Origin of the sequence: Pantoea sp. ICBG 985 (genome assembly GCF_002928365.1) — a bacterium.
Lineage (GTDB): Bacteria > Pseudomonadota > Gammaproteobacteria > Enterobacterales > Enterobacteriaceae > Pantoea > Pantoea dispersa.
Map to the genome: position 1 here is coordinate 97,023 of NZ_POWM01000002.1, position 18,503 is coordinate 115,525.

15 protein-coding genes are annotated in these 18,503 nt (G+C 60.3%); 7 read left to right on the plus strand and 8 right to left on the minus strand.

From position 1 onward, the window contains the following. The first annotated feature begins 189 nt into the window (after positions 1–189). The 3 genes from dalD to C1Y42_RS06545 are packed head-to-tail and all read left to right on the plus strand — an operon-like array spanning position 190 to position 4,364. Positions 190–1,572: a D-arabinitol 4-dehydrogenase gene (gene dalD, locus C1Y42_RS06535; RefSeq protein WP_104093064.1), complete on the plus strand. Its 1,383-nt coding sequence runs from the start codon at positions 190–192 to the stop codon at positions 1,570–1,572. Positions 1,573–1,584: 12 nt separating this feature from the next. Continuing rightward, positions 1,585–3,054, plus strand: a complete 1,470-nt coding sequence (xylB, locus tag C1Y42_RS06540) for a xylulokinase (RefSeq protein WP_104093065.1) — start codon at positions 1,585–1,587, stop codon at positions 3,052–3,054. Between the two features lie 29 nt (positions 3,055–3,083). Continuing rightward, positions 3,084–4,364 carry an MFS transporter gene (locus C1Y42_RS06545; protein ID WP_021509191.1) on the plus strand — a complete coding sequence of 427 codons (1,281 nt, stop codon included), beginning with the start codon at positions 3,084–3,086 and terminating at the stop codon, positions 4,362–4,364. A gap of 49 nt (positions 4,365–4,413) precedes the next feature. Here the strand turns inward: C1Y42_RS06545 and C1Y42_RS06550 are convergent, their stop codons facing one another. From C1Y42_RS06550 to C1Y42_RS06560, 3 genes are read right to left on the minus strand one after another with little or no spacing between them, the layout of a single operon-like run. After that, positions 4,414–5,628, minus strand: coding sequence for a cytochrome c (locus tag C1Y42_RS06550; protein ID WP_104093066.1), 1,215 nt, complete (start codon positions 5,626–5,628; stop codon positions 4,414–4,416). Further along, entirely contained in the window at positions 5,625–7,391 is a 1,767-nt protein-coding gene (locus C1Y42_RS06555; protein ID WP_021509193.1) for a GMC family oxidoreductase, read from the minus strand. The genes C1Y42_RS06550 and C1Y42_RS06555 overlap by 4 nt, the downstream gene beginning before the upstream one ends. After that, the gene (locus C1Y42_RS06560; protein ID WP_021509194.1) at positions 7,392–8,138 is read right to left on the minus strand and encodes a gluconate 2-dehydrogenase subunit 3 family protein; all 747 of its coding nucleotides are present in this window, start codon (positions 8,136–8,138) and stop codon (positions 7,392–7,394) included. 281 nt (positions 8,139–8,419) lie between these two features. On the opposite strand from C1Y42_RS06560, the gene C1Y42_RS06565 reads away from it, so the two are divergent. Beyond that, the gene (locus tag C1Y42_RS06565; RefSeq protein ID WP_104093067.1) at positions 8,420–9,184 is read left to right on the plus strand and encodes an SDR family NAD(P)-dependent oxidoreductase; all 765 of its coding nucleotides are present in this window, start codon (positions 8,420–8,422) and stop codon (positions 9,182–9,184) included. Between the two features lie 56 nt (positions 9,185–9,240). Here C1Y42_RS06565 and C1Y42_RS06570 read toward each other — a convergent pair whose 3' ends face one another. Continuing rightward, entirely contained in the window at positions 9,241–10,110 is an 870-nt protein-coding gene (locus C1Y42_RS06570; protein WP_104093068.1) for an MBL fold metallo-hydrolase, read from the minus strand. Positions 10,111–10,282: 172 nt separating this feature from the next. Between C1Y42_RS06570 and C1Y42_RS06575 the strand changes: the two genes are divergently transcribed. Further along, complete coding sequence (locus C1Y42_RS06575) at positions 10,283–11,170, plus strand: LysR family transcriptional regulator (protein WP_104093069.1); 888 nt, start codon at positions 10,283–10,285, stop codon at positions 11,168–11,170. Between the two features lie 17 nt (positions 11,171–11,187). Here C1Y42_RS06575 and C1Y42_RS06580 read toward each other — a convergent pair whose 3' ends face one another. Next, positions 11,188–12,084: a TIGR01777 family oxidoreductase gene (locus tag C1Y42_RS06580; protein WP_104093070.1), complete on the minus strand. Its 897-nt coding sequence runs from the start codon at positions 12,082–12,084 to the stop codon at positions 11,188–11,190. 204 nt (positions 12,085–12,288) lie between these two features. On the opposite strand from C1Y42_RS06580, the gene yfcF reads away from it, so the two are divergent. Together yfcF and yfcD are read left to right on the plus strand one after the other, a co-directional pair. Next, positions 12,289–12,930 (plus strand): glutathione transferase, encoded by a 642-nt coding sequence (gene yfcF / locus C1Y42_RS06585; RefSeq protein WP_021509199.1) that lies wholly within the window; start codon positions 12,289–12,291, stop codon positions 12,928–12,930. Between the two features lie 105 nt (positions 12,931–13,035). Then, positions 13,036–13,581: an NUDIX hydrolase YfcD gene (gene yfcD / locus C1Y42_RS06590; protein WP_021509200.1), complete on the plus strand. Its 546-nt coding sequence runs from the start codon at positions 13,036–13,038 to the stop codon at positions 13,579–13,581. A 45-nt stretch (positions 13,582–13,626) separates the two neighbouring features. On the opposite strand, the gene C1Y42_RS06595 is transcribed toward yfcD, so the two are convergent. From C1Y42_RS06595 to ackA, 3 genes are all read right to left on the minus strand, one after another. Further along, positions 13,627–14,886 (minus strand): 4-aminobutyrate--2-oxoglutarate transaminase, encoded by a 1,260-nt coding sequence (locus C1Y42_RS06595; protein WP_088517047.1) that lies wholly within the window; start codon positions 14,884–14,886, stop codon positions 13,627–13,629. A gap of 146 nt (positions 14,887–15,032) precedes the next feature. After that, the gene (gene pta, locus C1Y42_RS06600; protein WP_199188961.1) at positions 15,033–17,177 is read right to left on the minus strand and encodes a phosphate acetyltransferase; all 2,145 of its coding nucleotides are present in this window, start codon (positions 17,175–17,177) and stop codon (positions 15,033–15,035) included. Positions 17,178–17,246: 69 nt separating this feature from the next. Further along, positions 17,247–18,449 carry an acetate kinase gene (gene ackA / locus C1Y42_RS06605; protein WP_021509203.1) on the minus strand — a complete coding sequence of 401 codons (1,203 nt, stop codon included), beginning with the start codon at positions 18,447–18,449 and terminating at the stop codon, positions 17,247–17,249. Between the last annotated feature and the right edge of the window lie 54 nt (positions 18,450–18,503).

Sequence of the window (18,503 nt, forward strand, 5' to 3'; positions counted from 1 at the left end):
TTCCGTCAAACTCCGATGCGCCAGTTTATCGCGTCTTGCCCCTGAAGCGTTAACTGAGCAAAAGCCCTAAAAAAGAGCAAAAGTATTAAATGTGATGAATCTCGCAGAACGATCGCCCCGGCGGCGACTATGCTACGCCTCATCGGGCAAATGCCCTACATTGTGGCAAATGTTTATTTCGAGGCGACTATGACGACGAAATCAGTGTGGATGCATATCGGCGCAGGCTCTTTTCACCGCGCGCATCAGGCGTGGTATCTGCACCAGCTGCGCCAGCAGGGCGATGACAGCTGGAGCATCGCGCTCGGCAACATCCGCGGCGATGCGGTAGCGCTGCTTGATCAGCTGCAGGCGCAAAACGGCGAGTACGTGCTGGAAACCGTGACGCCGGAGGGCGAGCGCGCGTATGAAACCATTACTTCGCTGCGCACCATCCTGCCGTGGGACGCGGAGATCAGCGCGCTGGTGGCACAGGGCGCCAGCGCTGAGACAAAAGTGATCGGTTTTACCGTGACCGAAGCGGGTTACTACCTGACGCCGGCGCATGAACTCGATCTCAGCCAGGCGGATATTCAGGCCGATCTCCGTGGTGAGGCGCGCACTATTTACGGCGCGCTGACCCGCATTCTGCGCCAGCGCGTGGCCAGCGGCGGTGCGCCGGTCACGCTGCTCAACTGCGACAACCTGCGTCACAACGGCGAACGTTTCCGTCACGGCATGCTGGCGTTTCTTGCTGCGCAGGGCGACCACGCGCTGGCCAGCTGGGTGCGCGATAACACCACTTCGCCAAACACCATGGTGGATCGCATCACGCCGCGCCCCACGCCGGATGTCGCCGAACGCGTCAAAGCGGCCACCGGCAAAGACGATGGCGCGGCGGTGATGGCGGAATCATTTATCCAGTGGGTGATTGAAGATGATTTCATCGCCGGACGCCCGGCGCTGGAAAAGGTGGGCGTGGAGCTGGTGGCGTCGGTGCTGCCGTGGGAAGAGGCGAAAATCCGCATCCTCAACGCCACGCACGCGGCGATTGCCTGGGCCGGCACGCTCACCGGCCGTGACTACATTGATGACAGCACGCGTCAGCCCGCGATCTATCAGCTGGCGTACGACTACATCACGCAGGACGTGATCCCATCACTGTCGCCCAGCCCGCTCGATCTGGCGGATTACCGCGACGTGGTGCTGGCGCGCTTTAGCAATCCCTATATCAAAGATACCAACCAGCGCGTTGGTGCCGATGGGCTATCGAAAATCCCCGGCATGGTGACGCCAACGCTGCGCGAATGCTATCAGCGCGGCGCAGAACCGACCGCTACCGCCGTGCTGCCGGCGCTGTTCTACCTGTTCCTGCAACGCTGGGCCAGCAACCAGCTGCCGTATGCGTATCAGGATGGCGTGCTCAATGCTGACGCGCTGCGCCAGCAGCTGAGCGGCGAGAATGCGCTACAGCGCTTCCTCAGCGACCGCGCGCTGTTTGCCGAACTGGCCGATGACCGCGCTTTTCATGCGCTGGTGACGCGCAGCGTAGACGCCATTGAGCAGCAACTGCTGCAGCCGGCGACGGTGTAAGGAGCGCACAGCATGTATCTCGGCATTGATATTGGCACCTCTGAACTCAAAGCGCTGATCGTTAACCCGCAGGGCGAGATTGTGGCGTCGAATCACGCCACGCTCAGCGTGCAGCGCCCGCATCCGCACTGGGCGGAGCAGGATCCCGAGCGCTGGTGGCAGGCATGTGGTCAGGCGATCGCCGGGCTGCGCCAGCAGGCACCGGACGCGTGGGCCGCGATCCGCGCCATCGGTCTTTCCGGTCAGATGCACGGCGCCGTGCTGCTGGATGCCGCCGGTGAGGTGCTGCGGCCGTGCATATTGTGGAACGACACGCGCAGCGCGGCGCAGTGTGATGCGCTGCGCCAGCAGCATCCGCAGATGATGGAAATCGCCGCCAACCTGATTATGCCCGGCTTTACCGCGCCGAAACTGCACTGGGTGGCGGAACATGAGCCCGAAATCTTTCGCCGCATCGACAAGGTGCTGCTGCCGAAAGATTACCTGCGCTGGCGTCTGACCGGGCGCTTTGTCAGCGAGCCGTCGGACGCCGCCGGTACGCTGTGGCTCGACGTGGCGCAGCGCGACTGGTCTGACGCACTGCTGGCGATTAGCGGGCTGACGCGCGCGCAGATGCCCGAACTGGTTGAGGGCAGCGCGGTCAGCGCCACGCTGCGCGCCGATCTGGCCAGCGAATGGGGCTTAGCCGCCACGGTGAGCGTGGCCGGCGGCGGCGGTGATAATGCCGCGTCGGCGGTGGGCGTTGGCGCGGTTAATGCGGGCGATGCCTTTATCTCGCTCGGCACGTCGGGCGTGATTTTTGTGGTTAACGATCGGCTGCGTGCCGATCCGCAATCCGGCGTGCACGCTTTCTGCCATGCGCTGCCGGGACGCTGGCACCAGATGAGCGTGATGCTCAGCGCCGCCAGCTGTCTGCGCTGGCTGTGCAATCTGCTGTCGGTCACCGAAAGCCAGCTGATGGACGAGATGGCACAGCTCAGCGCGGAACAGCTGCGTCAGGCACCGCTGTTTCTGCCGTATCTCTCTGGTGAACGCACGCCGCACAACGATCCGCAGGCGACCGGGGCATTTTTCCATCTGCGCCACGAAACGCCGCGCGCGCTGCTCGGCTATGCGGTAATTGAGGGCGTAGCGTTTGGCCTGGCGGATGGTCTGGCGGTGCTGGGCGATACGCAGCAGCAGATTCAGCAGTGCAGCCTGACCGGCGGCGGTGCGCGTAGCACGCTGTGGGCGCAGCTGATTGCCGACGTGCTGCAGCTGCCGATAGTGACCCATCCGGCCAGCGCCTCCGGCGCGCTGGGTGCGGCGCGACTGGCGTGGCTGGCCGACGGCGGCAGCGAAGCCGACGTGTGCCTGAAGCCGCCGGTGCAGGCGCGCTATCAGCCCGATGCGGCGCGCGGGGCCGTGCTGCAGCAGCGGCTGCGCCTGTTCCGTGAACTCTATGTACAACAACAGCAGGCGCGCGCGTTGCTGCCTGCCTGATCGGATTAGCGAACGGAAGGAAGATTGTCATGCAATCGAACGCATACTGGTTTGGCTTACCGAAAAAGATGTTCTGGGGCTTTCTGGCCATCGCCATTTTCATGGCCGGCGACGGCTTCGAAATGGCGTTTCTCTCGCGCCACATCACTGACATGGGCTTTTCGCCGGCCCAGTCGGCGGTGGTGTTTACCTTTTACGGCCTGGCCGCCGCGCTGGCGGCGTGGGCCTCCGGCGTGGTGGCGGAGCTGATTACGCCGCAGCGCGCCATGATGATTGGCTTTGTGCTGTGGATCGTCATGCATGCGCTGTTTATGTCGCTGGGGCTCGGGCTGCGTAATTATCCGCTGATGGTGCTGTTCTACGGCATTCGCGGCCTGGCCTATCCGCTGTTTATCTACTCGTTCATGATGATGCTGGTGCAGGTGCTGCCGCGTGACAAGCTGGCCGCCGCCACCGGCTGGTTCTGGGCGATGTACTCCGTGGGGATTGGTGTGGTGGGCAGCTATCTGCCGAGCCTGACCATCCCGATGCTGGGCGAAACCGGCACCTTATGGCTGGCGATTGTCTGGGTGGCGTGCGGCGGCGTGCTGGCCTACTTCAGCCTGCGCAACGTGCCGGTGGACCGTTCCCGCGTTAATCTGCCGCTGCGCGATAAGATGACGGAGATGTCGCGTGCCGTAACCATTCTGTTCACCAACCAGCATGTGTTTTATGCCTGCCTGATCCGCATCATCAATACGCTGTCGCTGTTTGGTTTTGCCATCATCATGCCGCTGCTGTTTGTCGATCGGCTCGGCTTTACCATCTCCGAATGGCTGCAGATTTGGGCGGTGTTCTTCTTCGTCACCATCTTTACCAATATTTTCTGGGGCATTACCGGTGAGAAGCTGGGCTGGATCCGTCAGGTGCGCTGGTTCGGCTGTCTCGGTATGGCGATCTCCAGCCTGGCGTTTTACTACCTGCCGCTGTATGCCGGGCATAACTTCTGGGTGGCGCTGATTCCGGCGATCATGCTGGGGATCTTTGTCGCTGCCTTTGTGCCAATGACCGCGGTGTTCCCGACGCTGGAACCGCATCATAAGGGCGCAGCGGTATCGATTTACAATCTGTCGGCCGGGCTGAGTAACTTTGTGGCCCCGGCGATTGCTTCACTGCTGCTGCCGTTCTTCGATATCGTCGGGGTGGTGTGGGCCTATACCGCGCTCTACCTGTTCGCCGGCGTGCTGACCTTTATTATCCGTGTGCCGCAGCCGGGACACACGCGGGAAGCGTCAGCGGTGAAGTCGTCGGTGGTGCAGCAGCGCAGCTAAAGCTGAGCCTGTCGCACCGGCAGCCGCCGCTGCCGGTGCTGACCCGGCGCTATTCCAGCTTCTGTTTCACTTTCTTCACGTCGTCAGCGCTGACCGGTGCGGCGGCATTTCCCCAGCTGTTGCGGATGTAGCTCACCACTGCGGCGATCTCCTCATCACCCAGCGTGCCGGCAAAGGCCGGCATTGCCGGTGCCGTCGGGCGGGCATCGGTATCGACACCGCGACTGCCGGCGGCGACCACCCGAATCAGCGAGGTGGCATCCTCCTGATTGAGCAACGGATTGTCCGCCAGCTGCGGGAAGATATTCTTCTCACCGCGACCGCCCGGGCTGTGGCAGGCTGAACACTTCGCCGCATAGATTTGCGCGCCCAGCTTCATGCGATCGTCCGTCGCGGCAAGTGCGGCGGGCGCTTGCTCATCACGCGATTCACCGCTTTTCAGGTACACCGCCACCGCCTGCAGATCTTCATCGCGCCAGTGCTGCGTGGAGTGACGCACCGCGTCGGCCATCGGACCGGAAGCGATATCGAAACGGTTCACGCCGGTACGCAGGTAGCTGACGATATCCTGCTGGCTCCATTTGCCCAGCCCGCTGTGCGGGTTCGCGGTGATGTCCGGCGCCATCCAGCCTTCGACCACTTCGCCACGCAAAAACGCGCCGTTTTTATCGCCGCCGAGCAGATTTTTCGGCGTATGGCAGGTGCCGCAGTGGCCCGCGCCCTGCACCAGATACGCACCGCGATTCCACTGGGCGGATTGACGGGCGTCCGGCTGGAACGCGCCCTGGTCAAAGTTGATCCAGTTCCACACCATCAGGCTGGTGCGGATGTTGAAAGGGAAGGGCAGCTGATTGGTCTCGACCGGGTTGTGTATCGGCTGCAGCGTCTGCATCCATGCCCACAAATCCTGCAGATCCTTATCCGACATTTTGGTGTAGGCGGTGAACGGCATCGCGCCGTACAGCCGCTTGCCGCCGTGGCCGATGCCCTCGGTCATGGCGCGGCGGAAATCTTCATAGCGCCAGTTGCCGATGCCGGTTTCGCGGTCCGGCGTGATGTTAGCGCCGACCAGCGTACCAAACGGCGTCTGCAATCTGACGCCCCCGGCAAACGGCTGCTGCGGATCGGCGGTGTGGCAGGCGGTGCAGTCCGCCAGCGTGGCGATATAGCTGCCGCGCGCGTACTGATCGTATTCCGGCTGTGCGTGAGACACAAAGCTGGTAAGCAGCAGCGCGGCAGCGCACAGAGAGAGGCGTGTTTTCATGCGGTAATCATCTCCCCGGGACGTTGCAGATAGTAGTGACGAATCGCATGCGCCGCTTTGAATGCCAGCGCGCCGACGGTGCCGGTCGGGTTATAGCCCGGGTTTTGCGGAAAGGCTGACGCGCCCACCACGAACAGGTTCGGTACATCCCACACCTGCAGATGTTTATTGACCGAGCTGGTTGAGGGATCGCTGCCCATGATAAAGCCGCCAACCACGTGCGACGACTGATACGGCACGCTGCTCCAGTGGCCGGTCATCGGTTTGACAATCATCTCGCGCGGGTTCATTGATTTAGCGATTTCCGCCACTTTACCCGTGCAGTACTGCGCCATTTTCAGATCGTTCGCCGCAAAGTCGAAAGTAATGCGCAGCAGCGGTCGGCCGTGCGGATCTTTGTAGTTGGGATCGAGCGACAGATAGTTGGTGCGCGTGGTGTAGCTGCTGGCCTCGCAGCCAATCGACATGGTGCTGAGATAGTTGTCTTTCAGCGCGCGCTTCCACTTCGAGCCCCATTTGGGCGTGTTGGGCGGCAGCGGCCGGTAGCCAATCGGTGCCGAGCCGATGGGCGTCACGCGGATGCTGCCGCCGCCGAAGAAGCCCAGACCGCTGTGGTCAAAATTATCGTTATTGAATTCATCAATGCCCATGCCCACCGCGCCGGCACCGATAAACGGGTTAAAGTTTTTGTTGTCAAAAAACAGCGTGACGCCGTTGGCCGTCTGGTAGGCGTAATTGCGGCCGGTGGTGCCTTTGTTGGTGACCGGATCATAAGCCTGGCCAATGCCGGAGAGCAGCATCAGGCGCACGTTTTCAAAGGTAAAGGCGGCGACGATCACCAGATCGGCCGGCTGTTCCCACTTATCGCCGGAGGAGTCGATGTAGGTGACGCCGGTGGCCTGTTTGCCGCTGGCATCGGTCAGCACTTCCAGCACTTCGCAGTTGGTGTACGCGGTAAAGTTCTCTTTGCGCATCAGCGCCGGCAGCACGGTGGTGATGGCGCTGGCTTTCGAGTAGTTGGCGCAGCCGTAGTTGGTGCAGAAGCCGCAGAAGGTGCAGGGACCCATGGTGACGCCATAGGGATTGGTGTACGCCTCGGAGACCAGCGAGGACGGCACCGGAAACGGCTGGTAGCCGAGATTTTTTGCTGCTTCGGCAAACAGCGTCGGACCATAGGGCTGGCGCAGCGGCGGCGTCGGATAGTCGGCCGACCGCGCACCTTCGAACGGATTGCCGCCCGCCCGTTTCTGTCCCTGAATATTGCCGGCGTAACCCGAGGTGCCGGCCACGCGCTCAAATTGCATGTAGTGCGGCTCCATCTCCTCCCAGCTGGTGCCCCAGTCCTGCAGCACCAGCTCATCCGGAATGGCACTGGCGCCGTAGCGTTCGGTCAGGTGGCTTTTCAGGCGAAACTCTTCCGGCTGAAAGCGAAAGGTAATGCCGGCCCAGTGGTTGCCCGCGCCGCCGGTGCCGTTGCCCGGATGGAACGAGCCCCAGGTACGCATCGGCAGAGCGGTTTGCGACGGATTGTTGCGCATGGTGCAGGTGTTCTGCCGCGTGCGTAGCATCAGCTCTTCGCGCATCACGTAGCGCAGCTCGTCGGTGACGGTGCCAATATTGAAGTCGCGCGCGGTGTCGCGCCACGGGCCGCGCTCAATGCCGATCACTTCCAGGCCTTCGTCGGCCAGTTCATTGGCGATAATCGATCCGGCCCAGCCGAGACCAATCACCACCACATCGGTTTTTGGTAATTTCTTCATCATCTATCCCCGTGCTTTCCATTGCGCAATGCTGATCGGCTCTAAGCCCAGATTTTCGTTGTGGCGCTCAACGTATTCGCGATAGTCATAGCGCGCGCCGGGAAAGCCCAGCATCTTCCACGACACCATGTCTTTGTTGCCGCCGTAGATCGGATCGGCAAAGAAGCCTTCCATGGTGTTGTTCAGCACCTCAAGAAACAGCGACTGCGCATCAAAGCCGCTGAAATGCACCTTTCCGGCTTCCATGTCTGCCAGCAGCGCGTCCTGCTGCGCCGGCGTCAGATCGACAAAGTTCTTTTGCGAAGTTTGCTGCACGTAGCGGTTGAGCGCCGCCAGCCCCTGGCGATAGCGCTGTTGCGGCACCAGCGGCGACTGGTCGCCCTGCTCGGTGGTGCCCTGCTGAAACGGGCCCTGCATGTAGAGGCGTTCGAAGGTGCCATAAAAGCCGTGCAGCTGGCGGTCGATAAAGACAGCGCAGCCGGCTTCTTTGCCGCCCACGCTCAGCTCGTCCGCCGGAATAATGCGGTCAACCATGGCTTCCACGGTGCGCGCTTCTTCCTCGGTAAAGAACAGCCAGCCCTGAGCCTGGAACTGTTCCGGTGGGTTATCGGCGAAGGGCGTCCAGCCGGGGGCGCCCTTGAGGGAGACGGCATCGGCGGCGCGGGTGACGCCAGCGGCAACGCCCAGCGTCGACCAGGTTAGTACCTGGCGTCGTGTGACACCGGGCAGGGTTTTGGCTCGTTTTTTCATTATCGCTTCCAGACAGAGTAACAAGATAAGGCGTAATCGGCCGGCGTGCGCAGCGGCACAACGGGCCGGAATCTTCAGTTTTTGTAAATTTTTATCGCGAATGTTAACTGTAGACGGGCTGCGTGGTGGCGACCAATAACCGTACAAAAAAGTGCACTATTTGATAATCCGCCGGTTATTTCCTGAACTAAGCGCCACGTTAAATCTGCAGGCTTCGCTTGAACTCAGCGCGCTGGCTGCCAGGCTTAACCGTTTCAACCACGAAATAACCAGGAGGAAATATGTCGCGCTTTGCAGAGAAAGTGGTGGTGATTACCGGAGCCGGATCCGGCATTGGTGCCGCCGCGGCGCAGCGTTTCGCCAGTGAAGGCGCACAGGTGGTGCTGGTGGGCAGAACCCGCGACAAGCTGGAACAGGTGCTGAACACGCTGAGCGGCGAGAATCATCTGGTGGCACCCTGCGACGTCGGCGATGCGGATCAGGTTAAACAGCTGGCAGAGCAGGTGCAGCAGCAGTATGGGCGCGTGGATGTACTGGTGAATAACGCCGGCAGCATTGTGCAGGGCAAAATTCACGAAGTGTCGATAGCGGACTGGAAGTCTCTGATGAGCAATGACCTCGACGGTGTATTTTACTGCACCCACTTCTTTATGCCCGCGCTGCTCAACAGTAAAGGCAACGTAGTGAATACCTCGTCGGTATCCGGACTGGGCGGCGACTGGGGCATGAGTGTCTACAACGCCGCCAAGGGCGCGGTGACCAATTTCACCCGCGCGCTGGCGATGGATTATGGCACCGACGGCGTGCGCGTTAACGCCGTATGCCCGGGTTTTACCTTTACCGATCTCACCGAAGATATGAAAAACGATGAGGCGCTGCTTGCACGCTTCTATGACCGTATTCCGCTGGGCCGCGCCGGTGAACCGGAAGATATCGCCAGCGCGATTGCTTTCATCGCCAGCGACGACGCGCGTTACATCACCGGCGTTAACCTGCCGGTCGATGGCGGTCTGACGGCGTCGAACGGCCAGCCGAAACAGGCGTAAGTGATAACAGGCGGAGGGTCAGGTGTACTGTCACCGCCAATCCGCCTGTTAGTCGGTCATGGCTCACTCGCTTCGCCATCGTCACATGCTGACACATAGCTGGCCGTATAACCGCCGTTCGCTAACGCCACGATTCTGGCAAAGCCAGACGCGCCAAAATGCATGCCGGCAATCACCGTATTTTCCGCTGCCACCTGCTGCAAAATACGCTGGCGCGACTCTCTGGCCATGACGGGATCAATATCGAAGGCGATAGAAACCTGCGGACAGGCCAGCTGAACAGGCGGGTAATGCACAATATCACCCCAAATCAATAAACGCTCGCCGTCTGAATCAATGCGAAACCCGCAATGCCCCGGAGTATGACCGGGCAACGCCAGCGCACGGATTCCCGGGCTGATCTCCTCATCCGCTATCAGCTGCAGCCGCGGGCCATAAGCCTGCAGCGTGCGCCGCACCAGCGCCGCGTTTAACTGCGCGCGTTCACTCAGCTGGCTGATCGCCGCATCATCCTGCCAGAAGGCGGCTTCGCTGTGGCTGAGGCAGAGCCGGGCATGGCGAAAGACCGGCTGACCCGCGCTGTCCAGCAAGCCGCCAATATGATCGGGGTGCGCATGGGTTAATAACAGGGTATCGATGTCGTCCGGCGTCACCCCGGCCAGCTGCAGATGAGGCAGTAATTTGCCGCTCTGCGCATCGCGTTTTCCCATCCCGGTATCCACCAGAATCACGCGTCCCTGACCGCGGAGCAGATAACAAAACACATGGATGTCGCCCGGCTGTGCTATGCCTGCCTGGCGTTGCAGATCGACCGCATCGTCGTGGTGGATATCCGTTAATAAACTCAGACTGGCTTGCATGGTGCCATCGCTGATGGCGCTGACCTGATATTTCCCAATGGTGTATGAAAATATTGCCTGGCTCATAATGATCTCTGTGCGCTAATTTACTCGTTCACGTTAAACAAAATAACGCGGCAATTTTCGCGGCGGATTAGCGCGATGATAATGCTGCGTCAGTGGCTGTCAGCGCGATAATGACGCTAACACCGTTAAGGTGACCAGTGTCATTTTTGACAGAGTTGAGACCCGGATTGTCATGGACATAAAAATTTTGCGCGCCTTTGCCACTGTCGCGGCGCTGGAGCATATTGGTCAGGCTGCGGAACGGTTACATATTTCGCCGTCACCGCTTAGCCGGCAAATTCAGCAGCTGGAAAGCGAACTGGGGATGGTGCTGTTTCACCGTGAAAAGAAACGTCTGCGCCTGACGGACGAGGGTAAGCGCTTCCTCACCGAGGTGACGCCCTTTTTGCAGCATCACGAACGGTTAAAAGAGTATGCGCAGCATCTGCAGCAGGGGGACGTTGGGCGGCTGGATATTGGATATGTGGAGGCGGCTATTCACTCGCGCCTGCTGCCCGCGGCGCTGGCGCGGCTGGCACCGGGGGCGGGCATTGATGTCCGGCTGCATGCGTTACGTTCCGCACAGCAAATTGCCCGGTTAGAGGCGGGGGCGATCGATATTGCCATTGTGCATACGCTGCCGCACGACGACGCGGATTTTGTGCATAAGAAGATCGCGACCGAGCCGGTGCTGCTGGCGATGCCGGCATCCAGCGCGCTGACCGCGCCCGTACCGTCTGATTTGCACGGCCGGGCGTGGATTGCCGACCAGGAAAATCTCAACCCTGCCGCGCGGGCGCGATTGCTGGCAGCCTGCCAGCGCGCCGGTTTCCAGCCGGATATTCGTTTTGAAGTGAATGGTCCGCTGGCCGCGCTTGCCTGTGTCGAAGCCGGGCTGGGTTTCACCCTGATCCAGCACAGCCTGGCGCGCATCGTTCCGGATAATGTCATCCTGCTGCCCGTGCCAGATCTGGCGCTGGAGATCGTGCTATATGCCGTCTGGCGCAGGCAGGATGCCCGACCGTTAACGGCGCGTTTCCTGCAGCAGCTTTGCCTCACGCCCGCCGTGGCGCCGCGGTAAGCCTGAGCGGAGACGCATCAGCCGGCGACATCCTGCAGCGCTTCGTGTAAATCGTACCAGCGGAAACCAAAGCCGGACTCCTCCAGCCGCTTCGGCAGCACGTGCTGCCCGCCCAGCACCAGCACGGCGGATTCTCCCATCATCAGTTTGATGGCGCTGGCCGGAGTGCGCATAAAGGCCGGACGGTGCATCACCAAGCCCAGCGTGGCGGCGAACTGCTCGTTGCGCACCGCGTAAGGCGCCACCATGTTGAACGGGCCCTGCAACTGATCGTTATCGATCAACCACAGGATGGCGTTGACCAGATCGTCCACATGGATCCACGGCAGGTACTGTTTGCCGCTGCCAATCGGTCCGCCGACGCCAAGTTTGAACGGCAGCTTCATTTTGCTCAGCGCGCCACCTTCGCGCGCCAGCACCACGCCGGTGCGCAGCAGGCACACGCGGGTGCGCTCGCTTTGCGCCTTCAGCGCCAGCTGCTCCCAGCGGGCGCACAGGGTGTGGGTAAACTCCTCGTGGCCCGGATCGTCCTCGGTCACCACCACATCGCCGGTATCACCATAAAAGCCGGTGGCCGAGCCGGAAATCAACAGGCGCGGCGGATTGCTGCTGGCGTGGATCAGCGAGACGATCTGTTCAGTGATTTGCCAGCGGCTTTCGCACAGGCGCTGCTTCTGCTGCTCGGTCCAGCGCTTGTCGGCAATCGGTTCTCCCGCCAGATTGATGACGCCGTCAATAGCATTGAGATCGGACTGCTGGTTAATGCCCGACCACAGCATCACGCGCGCATCGAGTTTTTCCCGCGCGGCCGCCACGTCACGCGTTACCACATTCACCTGATGGCCCAGCTGCAGCAGGCGCGGAATTAAATGGCGACCTATCAAGCCGGTACCGCCGGTAATAAGCAGGTGCATGTTTAGTCTCCCTGTCATTAATTATCTGCTCTGAATTGAGCATAGAAGAGAAGTGCCGCTGCGGCGTGACAGCGCTTACGCTTATGATGAAAAACCGCCAGTTTGCCGTGGTCCTGCGGCAAAACATCGGACCAGCGCGCCATTGCCTTAGCCGGCAAAAATCGGTAAACATGATGCACACCTGACGCTTAGCCGAGGCAGCTGATGAACTATCCCGCCATTACGTTGTGGTCCGATTCCTGTTTTTTTAGCCCGTATGCCATGTCAGTTTATGTTGCGCTTACCGAGAAGGGCATTCCCTTTACGGTCAGGCGCGTTGACCTGTCGCGCAATGCACAGCTTGACGATGAATACCGCGGCCTGTCGCTGACCTGCCGTGTGCCCACGCTGCAAATTGATGATGTCAGCCTGAATGAATCCTCGGCCATCGCCGAATATCTCGAAGAGCGTTTTCCGGCGCCGGAGTTTGAGCGCCTCTATCCGCGCGATCGCGAAAAACGTGCCCACGCGCGCGAAGTGCAGGCATGGCTGCGCAGCGATTTACTGGCGCTGCGCACGGAGCGACCCACTGAGGTGCTGTTTGCTGCTGAACGCTTTGCTCCGCTCACGCCCGCTGGCGAACAGGCCGCCAGTAAATTGATTGCCGCGGTGCAGCGCCTGCTGCCGGACGGCCAACAGAACCTGTTTGGCGAGTGGTCGATTGCCGACACTGACCTGGCGGTGATGATTAACCGGCTGGCGCTGCACGGCGATCCGCTGCCGGTGAAGCTGCAGCACTATGCAGAATTCCAGTGGCAGCGCGCCTCGGTGCAGCTGTGGCTGGCCGAGTCGGGTAAAGCACGCTAAAACCTTGCGGCGGCGAAAAGAACGCTTTACCTTAGCGCTCATTCTAATAAAGCATCGCAAACAGGCGCGTGCTGGGCACGCCGAAAACAGAGAAAGGGTTACCGGATGGTGGATCAAACGGCAGGTGACGGTATCGAGTGGGTGGATATCGTTAGCGAAGAAAACGAAGTGATTGCGCAGGCCAGCCGTGCGCAGATGCGTGCGCAATGTCTGCGCCATCGCGCTACCTATATTGTGGTGCACGACGGCATGGGCAAGATTCTGGTGCAACGCCGTACCGAGAGCAAAGATTTCATGCCGGGTATGCTGGATGCCACTGCGGGCGGCGTGGTGCAAAGCGGTGAAGACCTGCTGGAATCCGCCCGTCGTGAAGCGGAAGAGGAGCTCGGCATCGCTGATGTCCCGTTCGCCGAGCACGGCAAATTCTACTTCGAAGATCAGCACTGCCGCGTATGGGGTGGACTGTTCAGCTGCGTGTCGCACGGTCCGTTTGCCATGCAGGAAGAGGAAGTGGATGAAGTGTTCTGGATGACGCCGGAAGAGATCACCGCCCGCTGTGATGAATTCACCGATGATTCACTCAAAGCCCTGTCGCTGTGGCTGAGCCGCAACAGTGACGCGGTGCGCAGTAAGCAAAGCAGCGAAGCCTGATTCCTGCGCTTCCGCATTAAGGCACCCTAAGGGTGCCTTTTGTGTTTAATGCTGGCTGAGAATGCGGGTGAGAATGTTCAGCGCCGTACTGAACTGGGCGTCCGGAATGGTTAGCGGATAAAGAAAGCGGATCACGTTGCTGTGCACGCCGCAGGTCAGCAGGATCAATCCTTCGGCCAGCGCCTGCTGCTGAATCGCTTTGGCGATCTCCGCTGAGGGTCGGCCGCTGGCGTCATGGAATTCCGCCGCCATCATCGATCCATAGCCGCGTACCTCGGCCAGCGCACGGCAGCCGGCGCCGTTCAACGCTTCCGCCAGCTGCGTACCGAGCCATTGCGCACGCTCGCACAGCTTTTCCTCACTGATAATATCCAGCACCGCATGCGCGGCGGCAATTGCTGGCGGATGGCCGGCATAGGTGCCGCCCAGACCACCCGGCTCCGGTGCATCCATCACCGCGGCCCGGCCGCTCACCGCCGACAGCGGAAACCCGCCTGCCAGACTTTTCGCCAGCGTGATCAGATCCGGCTGCACCTCATAATATTCACTGGCAAACAGCCTGCCGGTGCGCGCAAAACCGCTCTGTACTTCATCGGCGATCAGCAGGATGCCGTGGCGATCGCACAGCTGGCGCAGCGCCGTCACAAACTCTGGCGGCGCGACATAAAATCCGCCTTCGCCCTGAACCGGTTCAAAGATGATGGCCGCCACCTGCTGTGGCGCGATATCGCTGCGGAAAATCGTCTCCAGACTGTCGAGCGCATCGTGCACGCTGACGTTATGCAGCGCATTGGGGTAGCGCGCGTGAAACACCGGGCTGGCAAACGGGCCGAAGCCGGTTTTGTAAGGCAGAACTTTGCCGGTCAGCGCCATGGTCATATTGGTGCGTCCGTGGAACGCGCCGCTGAAGGCGATAATCCCCGGGCGGCCGGTGGCTGCGCGCGCGATTTTCACCGCGTTCTCGACCGCCTCGGCGCCGGTAGAGAAGAAGGTGGTTTTCACGGCGCCTTCAATCGGCACCAGCGCATTCAGACGCTCCGCAAGGTGAATGTAGTTCTCATACGGCACGATTTGAAACGCGGTATGGGTGAAGCACGTCAGCTGCTGCTGTACTGCCGCCAGCACTTTGGGATGCCGGTGGCCGGTATTGAGCACCGCAATGCCGGCGGCGAAATCAATATATTCGCGCCCCTGCTGGTCCCACAGCGTGGCGTTTTCGGCTTTCGCCGCAAAGAAATCACACATCACGCCCACACCACGCGGCGTGGCCTGTAACCGACGGCTGTGCACATCACTGTTGCTCATTGCTGACCTCGTAAGTCGCGGGAGAGTGTAATCAGTGTTAGCGCGCAGGCGGGATTTTGCCAGTGCGTTTATACGGGCAGGGTTGTGGCGCAGGATAAAAAAAAGCACGCCCGGGCGGGCGTGCTGATGCGGAGCGGGGAAGGGGATTAGCCTTCAGCCTGCTGCGACTGAATCGCCGTCAGCGCAATGGTGTAGACGATATCATCGACCAGCGCACCGCGTGACAGGTCGTTAACCGGTTTGCGCATGCCCTGCAGCATCGGCCCGATGGAGATCAGGTCGGCAGAACGCTGCACCGCTTTGTAAGTGGTGTTACCGGTGTTGAGATCCGGGAAGATGAATACCGTCGCACGTCCGGCCACCGCCGAGTTCGGCGCTTTAGACTTGGCGACGTCTTCCATGATCGCGGCGTCGTACTGCAGCGGGCCATCGATCACCAGATCCGGGCGTTTTTCCTGCGCAATGCGCGTTGCTTCACGCACTTTCTCTACGTCACTACCGGCACCGGAGTTACCGGTAGAGTAGGAGATCATCGCTACGCGTGGATCGATGCCGAAGGCTTTGGCGGAGTCGGCGGACTGAATCGCGATCTCGGCCAGCTGTTCCGGATTAGGATCCGGGTTGATGGCGCAGTCGCCGTACACCAGCACCTGCTCTGGCAGCAGCATGAAGAATACCGAGGAGACCAGCGAGCTGTTCGGCGCGGTTTTGATCAGCTGCAACGGCGGACGAATGGTGTTGGCGGTGGTGTGAACCGCGCCCGAGACCAGACCGTCAACTTCGCCGCTTTCCAGCATCATGGTGCCCAGCACCACGTTATCTTCCAGCTGCTCCTGCGCGACCACTTCGGTCATGCCTTTGCTCTTACGCAGCTCAACCAGGCGCGGCACGTAGTTGTCACGCACCACCTGCGGATCGACAATTTCAATGCCTTTGCCGAGCTCAACGCCCTGCGCTGCGGCCACGCGCTGAATCTCATCCGGATTGCCCAGCAGCACACAGGTGGCGATGCCGCGCTCGGCACAAATCGCCGCCGCTTTAACGGTGCGCGGTTCGTCGCCTTCCGGCAGGACGATGCGCTTGCCGGCTTTACGCGCCAGCTCGGTGAGCTGATAACGGAATGCCGGCGGTGACAGACGACGGCTGCGTTCGGATGTGGCGGTCAGTGATTCAACCCAGTCAGCATTGATAAAGCTGGCCACATACTCCTGTACTTTTTCAATGCGCTGTGTGTCGTCAGCCGGCACTTCCAGATTGAAGCTCTGCAGGCTGAGCGAGGTTTGCCAGGTGTTGGTTTTTACCATGAACACCGGCAGGCCGGTCTGGAAGGCGCGTTCGCACAGACGGGCGATCGGCGCTTCAATCTGATAGCCACCGGTCAGCAGCACCGCACCAATTTCGATGCCGTTCATCGCCGCCAGACAGGCCGCCACCAGCACGTCAGGACGGTCGGCTGAGGTCACCAGCAGCGAGCCCGGACGGAAGTGCTCCAGCATATGCGGGATGCTGCGCGCGCAGAAGGTGACGGATTTGACGCGACGCGTGTGGATTTCACCTTCGTTGATGATCTCCGCGTTGAGATGGCGGCACATATCAATGGCGCGCGTCGCGATCAAATCAAAGCTCCACGGCACGCAGCCCAGCACCGGCAGCGGGCTGTTAGCGAACAGCTGCTTAGGATCGATGTTGGCGATGCTGGCTTTTGAGGAGTCGTCGAAAATTTCTGACAGATCCGGACGGGTACGGCCCTGCTCATCCACTGGCGCGTTGAGTTTGTTGATGATGACGCCAGTGATGTTTTTGTTTTTGCTGCCGCCGAAGCTGCTCTGCGTCAGTTCGATGCGCTCTTTCAGCTGTGCCGGAGAGTCGTTACCCAGCGACATGACGAAGACGATTTCCGCATTCAGCGTTTTGGCAATTTCATAGTTCAGCGCCGAGGCAAACTGATGTTTGCGCGTCGGAACCAGGCCTTCCACCAGCACCACTTCCGCATCTTTGGCGTTGGCGTGGTAGTTGGCAATGATCTCTTCCATCAGCACATCCTGCTGGTTAGAACCCAGCAGTGACTCAACGCGGGACATCGGCAGCGGAACCGCGGCCGGAATCGCGGAGTTTTTGCGAATGATGGTGGTGGTCTGGTCTGGCGCATCGCCGCCAGCGCGCGGCTGGGCGATCGGTTTGAACACGCTCAGGCGCACGCCTTTGCGCTCCATGGCACGAATCACGCCAAGGCTGACGCTGGTCAGGCCGACGCTGGTGCCGGTAGGAATAAGCATAATTGTACGTGACACTATAGAAACCTCGCGGTGTTACAGGGTGTCAAAAACAACACCGTCAGCCGAAGCTGACGGAGAGAAACATTACGCGGTGAGGCGCGCGGCGTCCTGGGCGATGACCCACTCTTCATTGGTTGGAATCACCACCGCCGGGCGGGTACCTTCTTTATTGATGAAGCCGGATTTGCCGAAGCGTGCAGCCAGGTTGCGCTCGTGGTCAACCTCGAAGCCAAGCAGACCCAGTTTGTCCAGCGCCAGCTCACGCACCATCGCCGCGTTTTCACCGATACCGCCGGTAAACACCACCGCATCCAGACGGCCTTCCATCAGCGCGGTGTAGCTGCCGATGTACTTCGCCAGGCGGTGACAGAACACATCCATCGCGCGTTTGGCATCGTCTTTGGTGGCGTAGTTGTCTTCTACGTAACGGCAGTCGCTGGTGACTTCGGTCAGGCCGAGCAGGCCGGACTCTTTGGTCAGCAGTTTGTTGATCGCATCCACGCTCATGCCCAGCGTATCGTGCAGGAAGAAGACGATAGCCGGATCGATGTCACCGCTGCGGGTGCCCATCACCAGGCCTTCCAGCGGCGTCAGACCCATTGAGGTATCCACGCACTGGCCGTTACGGATGGCCGCCACAGAACCGCCGTTGCCGAGATGGCAGGTGATGATGTTCAGCTCGCTGACCGGCTTGTTGAGCATTTTGGCGGCTTCCTGCGTCACATAGTAGTGACTGGTGCCGTGCGCGCCGTAGCGGCGCACGCCGTGCTCTTTATACAGGTTGTATGGCAGGGCATAGAGATAGGACTCTTCCGGCATAGTCTGATGGAAGGCGGTGTCGAAAACGGCGACATTTTTATCCGACAGGTGCGGGAAGTTTTTCATCGCTTCGTCGATACCGATCAGGTGCGCCGGATTGTGCAGTGGCGCGAAAGACGACGCGTCTTTGATGCCCTGAATGACGGACTCGTCAATCACCACCGATTGCGTCAGCTGCTCGCCGCCGTGAACGATACGATGGCCGATTGCAGCGATTTGTGCCGAAAGCTCTGGTTTTTGTGCCAGAATAGTTTTAACGATGAAGTTCAGCGCTTCGCTGTGCGCTGCGCCCGCGCCGAGCGGGGCTTCCTGTTTGCTGCCGTCCAGTTTCCACTTGATGCGCGCTTCCGGCAGGTGGAAACACTCCGCCAGACCGGAAAGGTATTCGTCACCGCTGGCTGGATTGAGAATGGCAAACTTAAGAGAGGAGCTGCCGCAGTTGAGGACCAGTACTAACTTCGTCGACATGGAAGTACCTATTTTGTTAAATAGTGGCTAAAAATAACGCAATCAGACTAACAG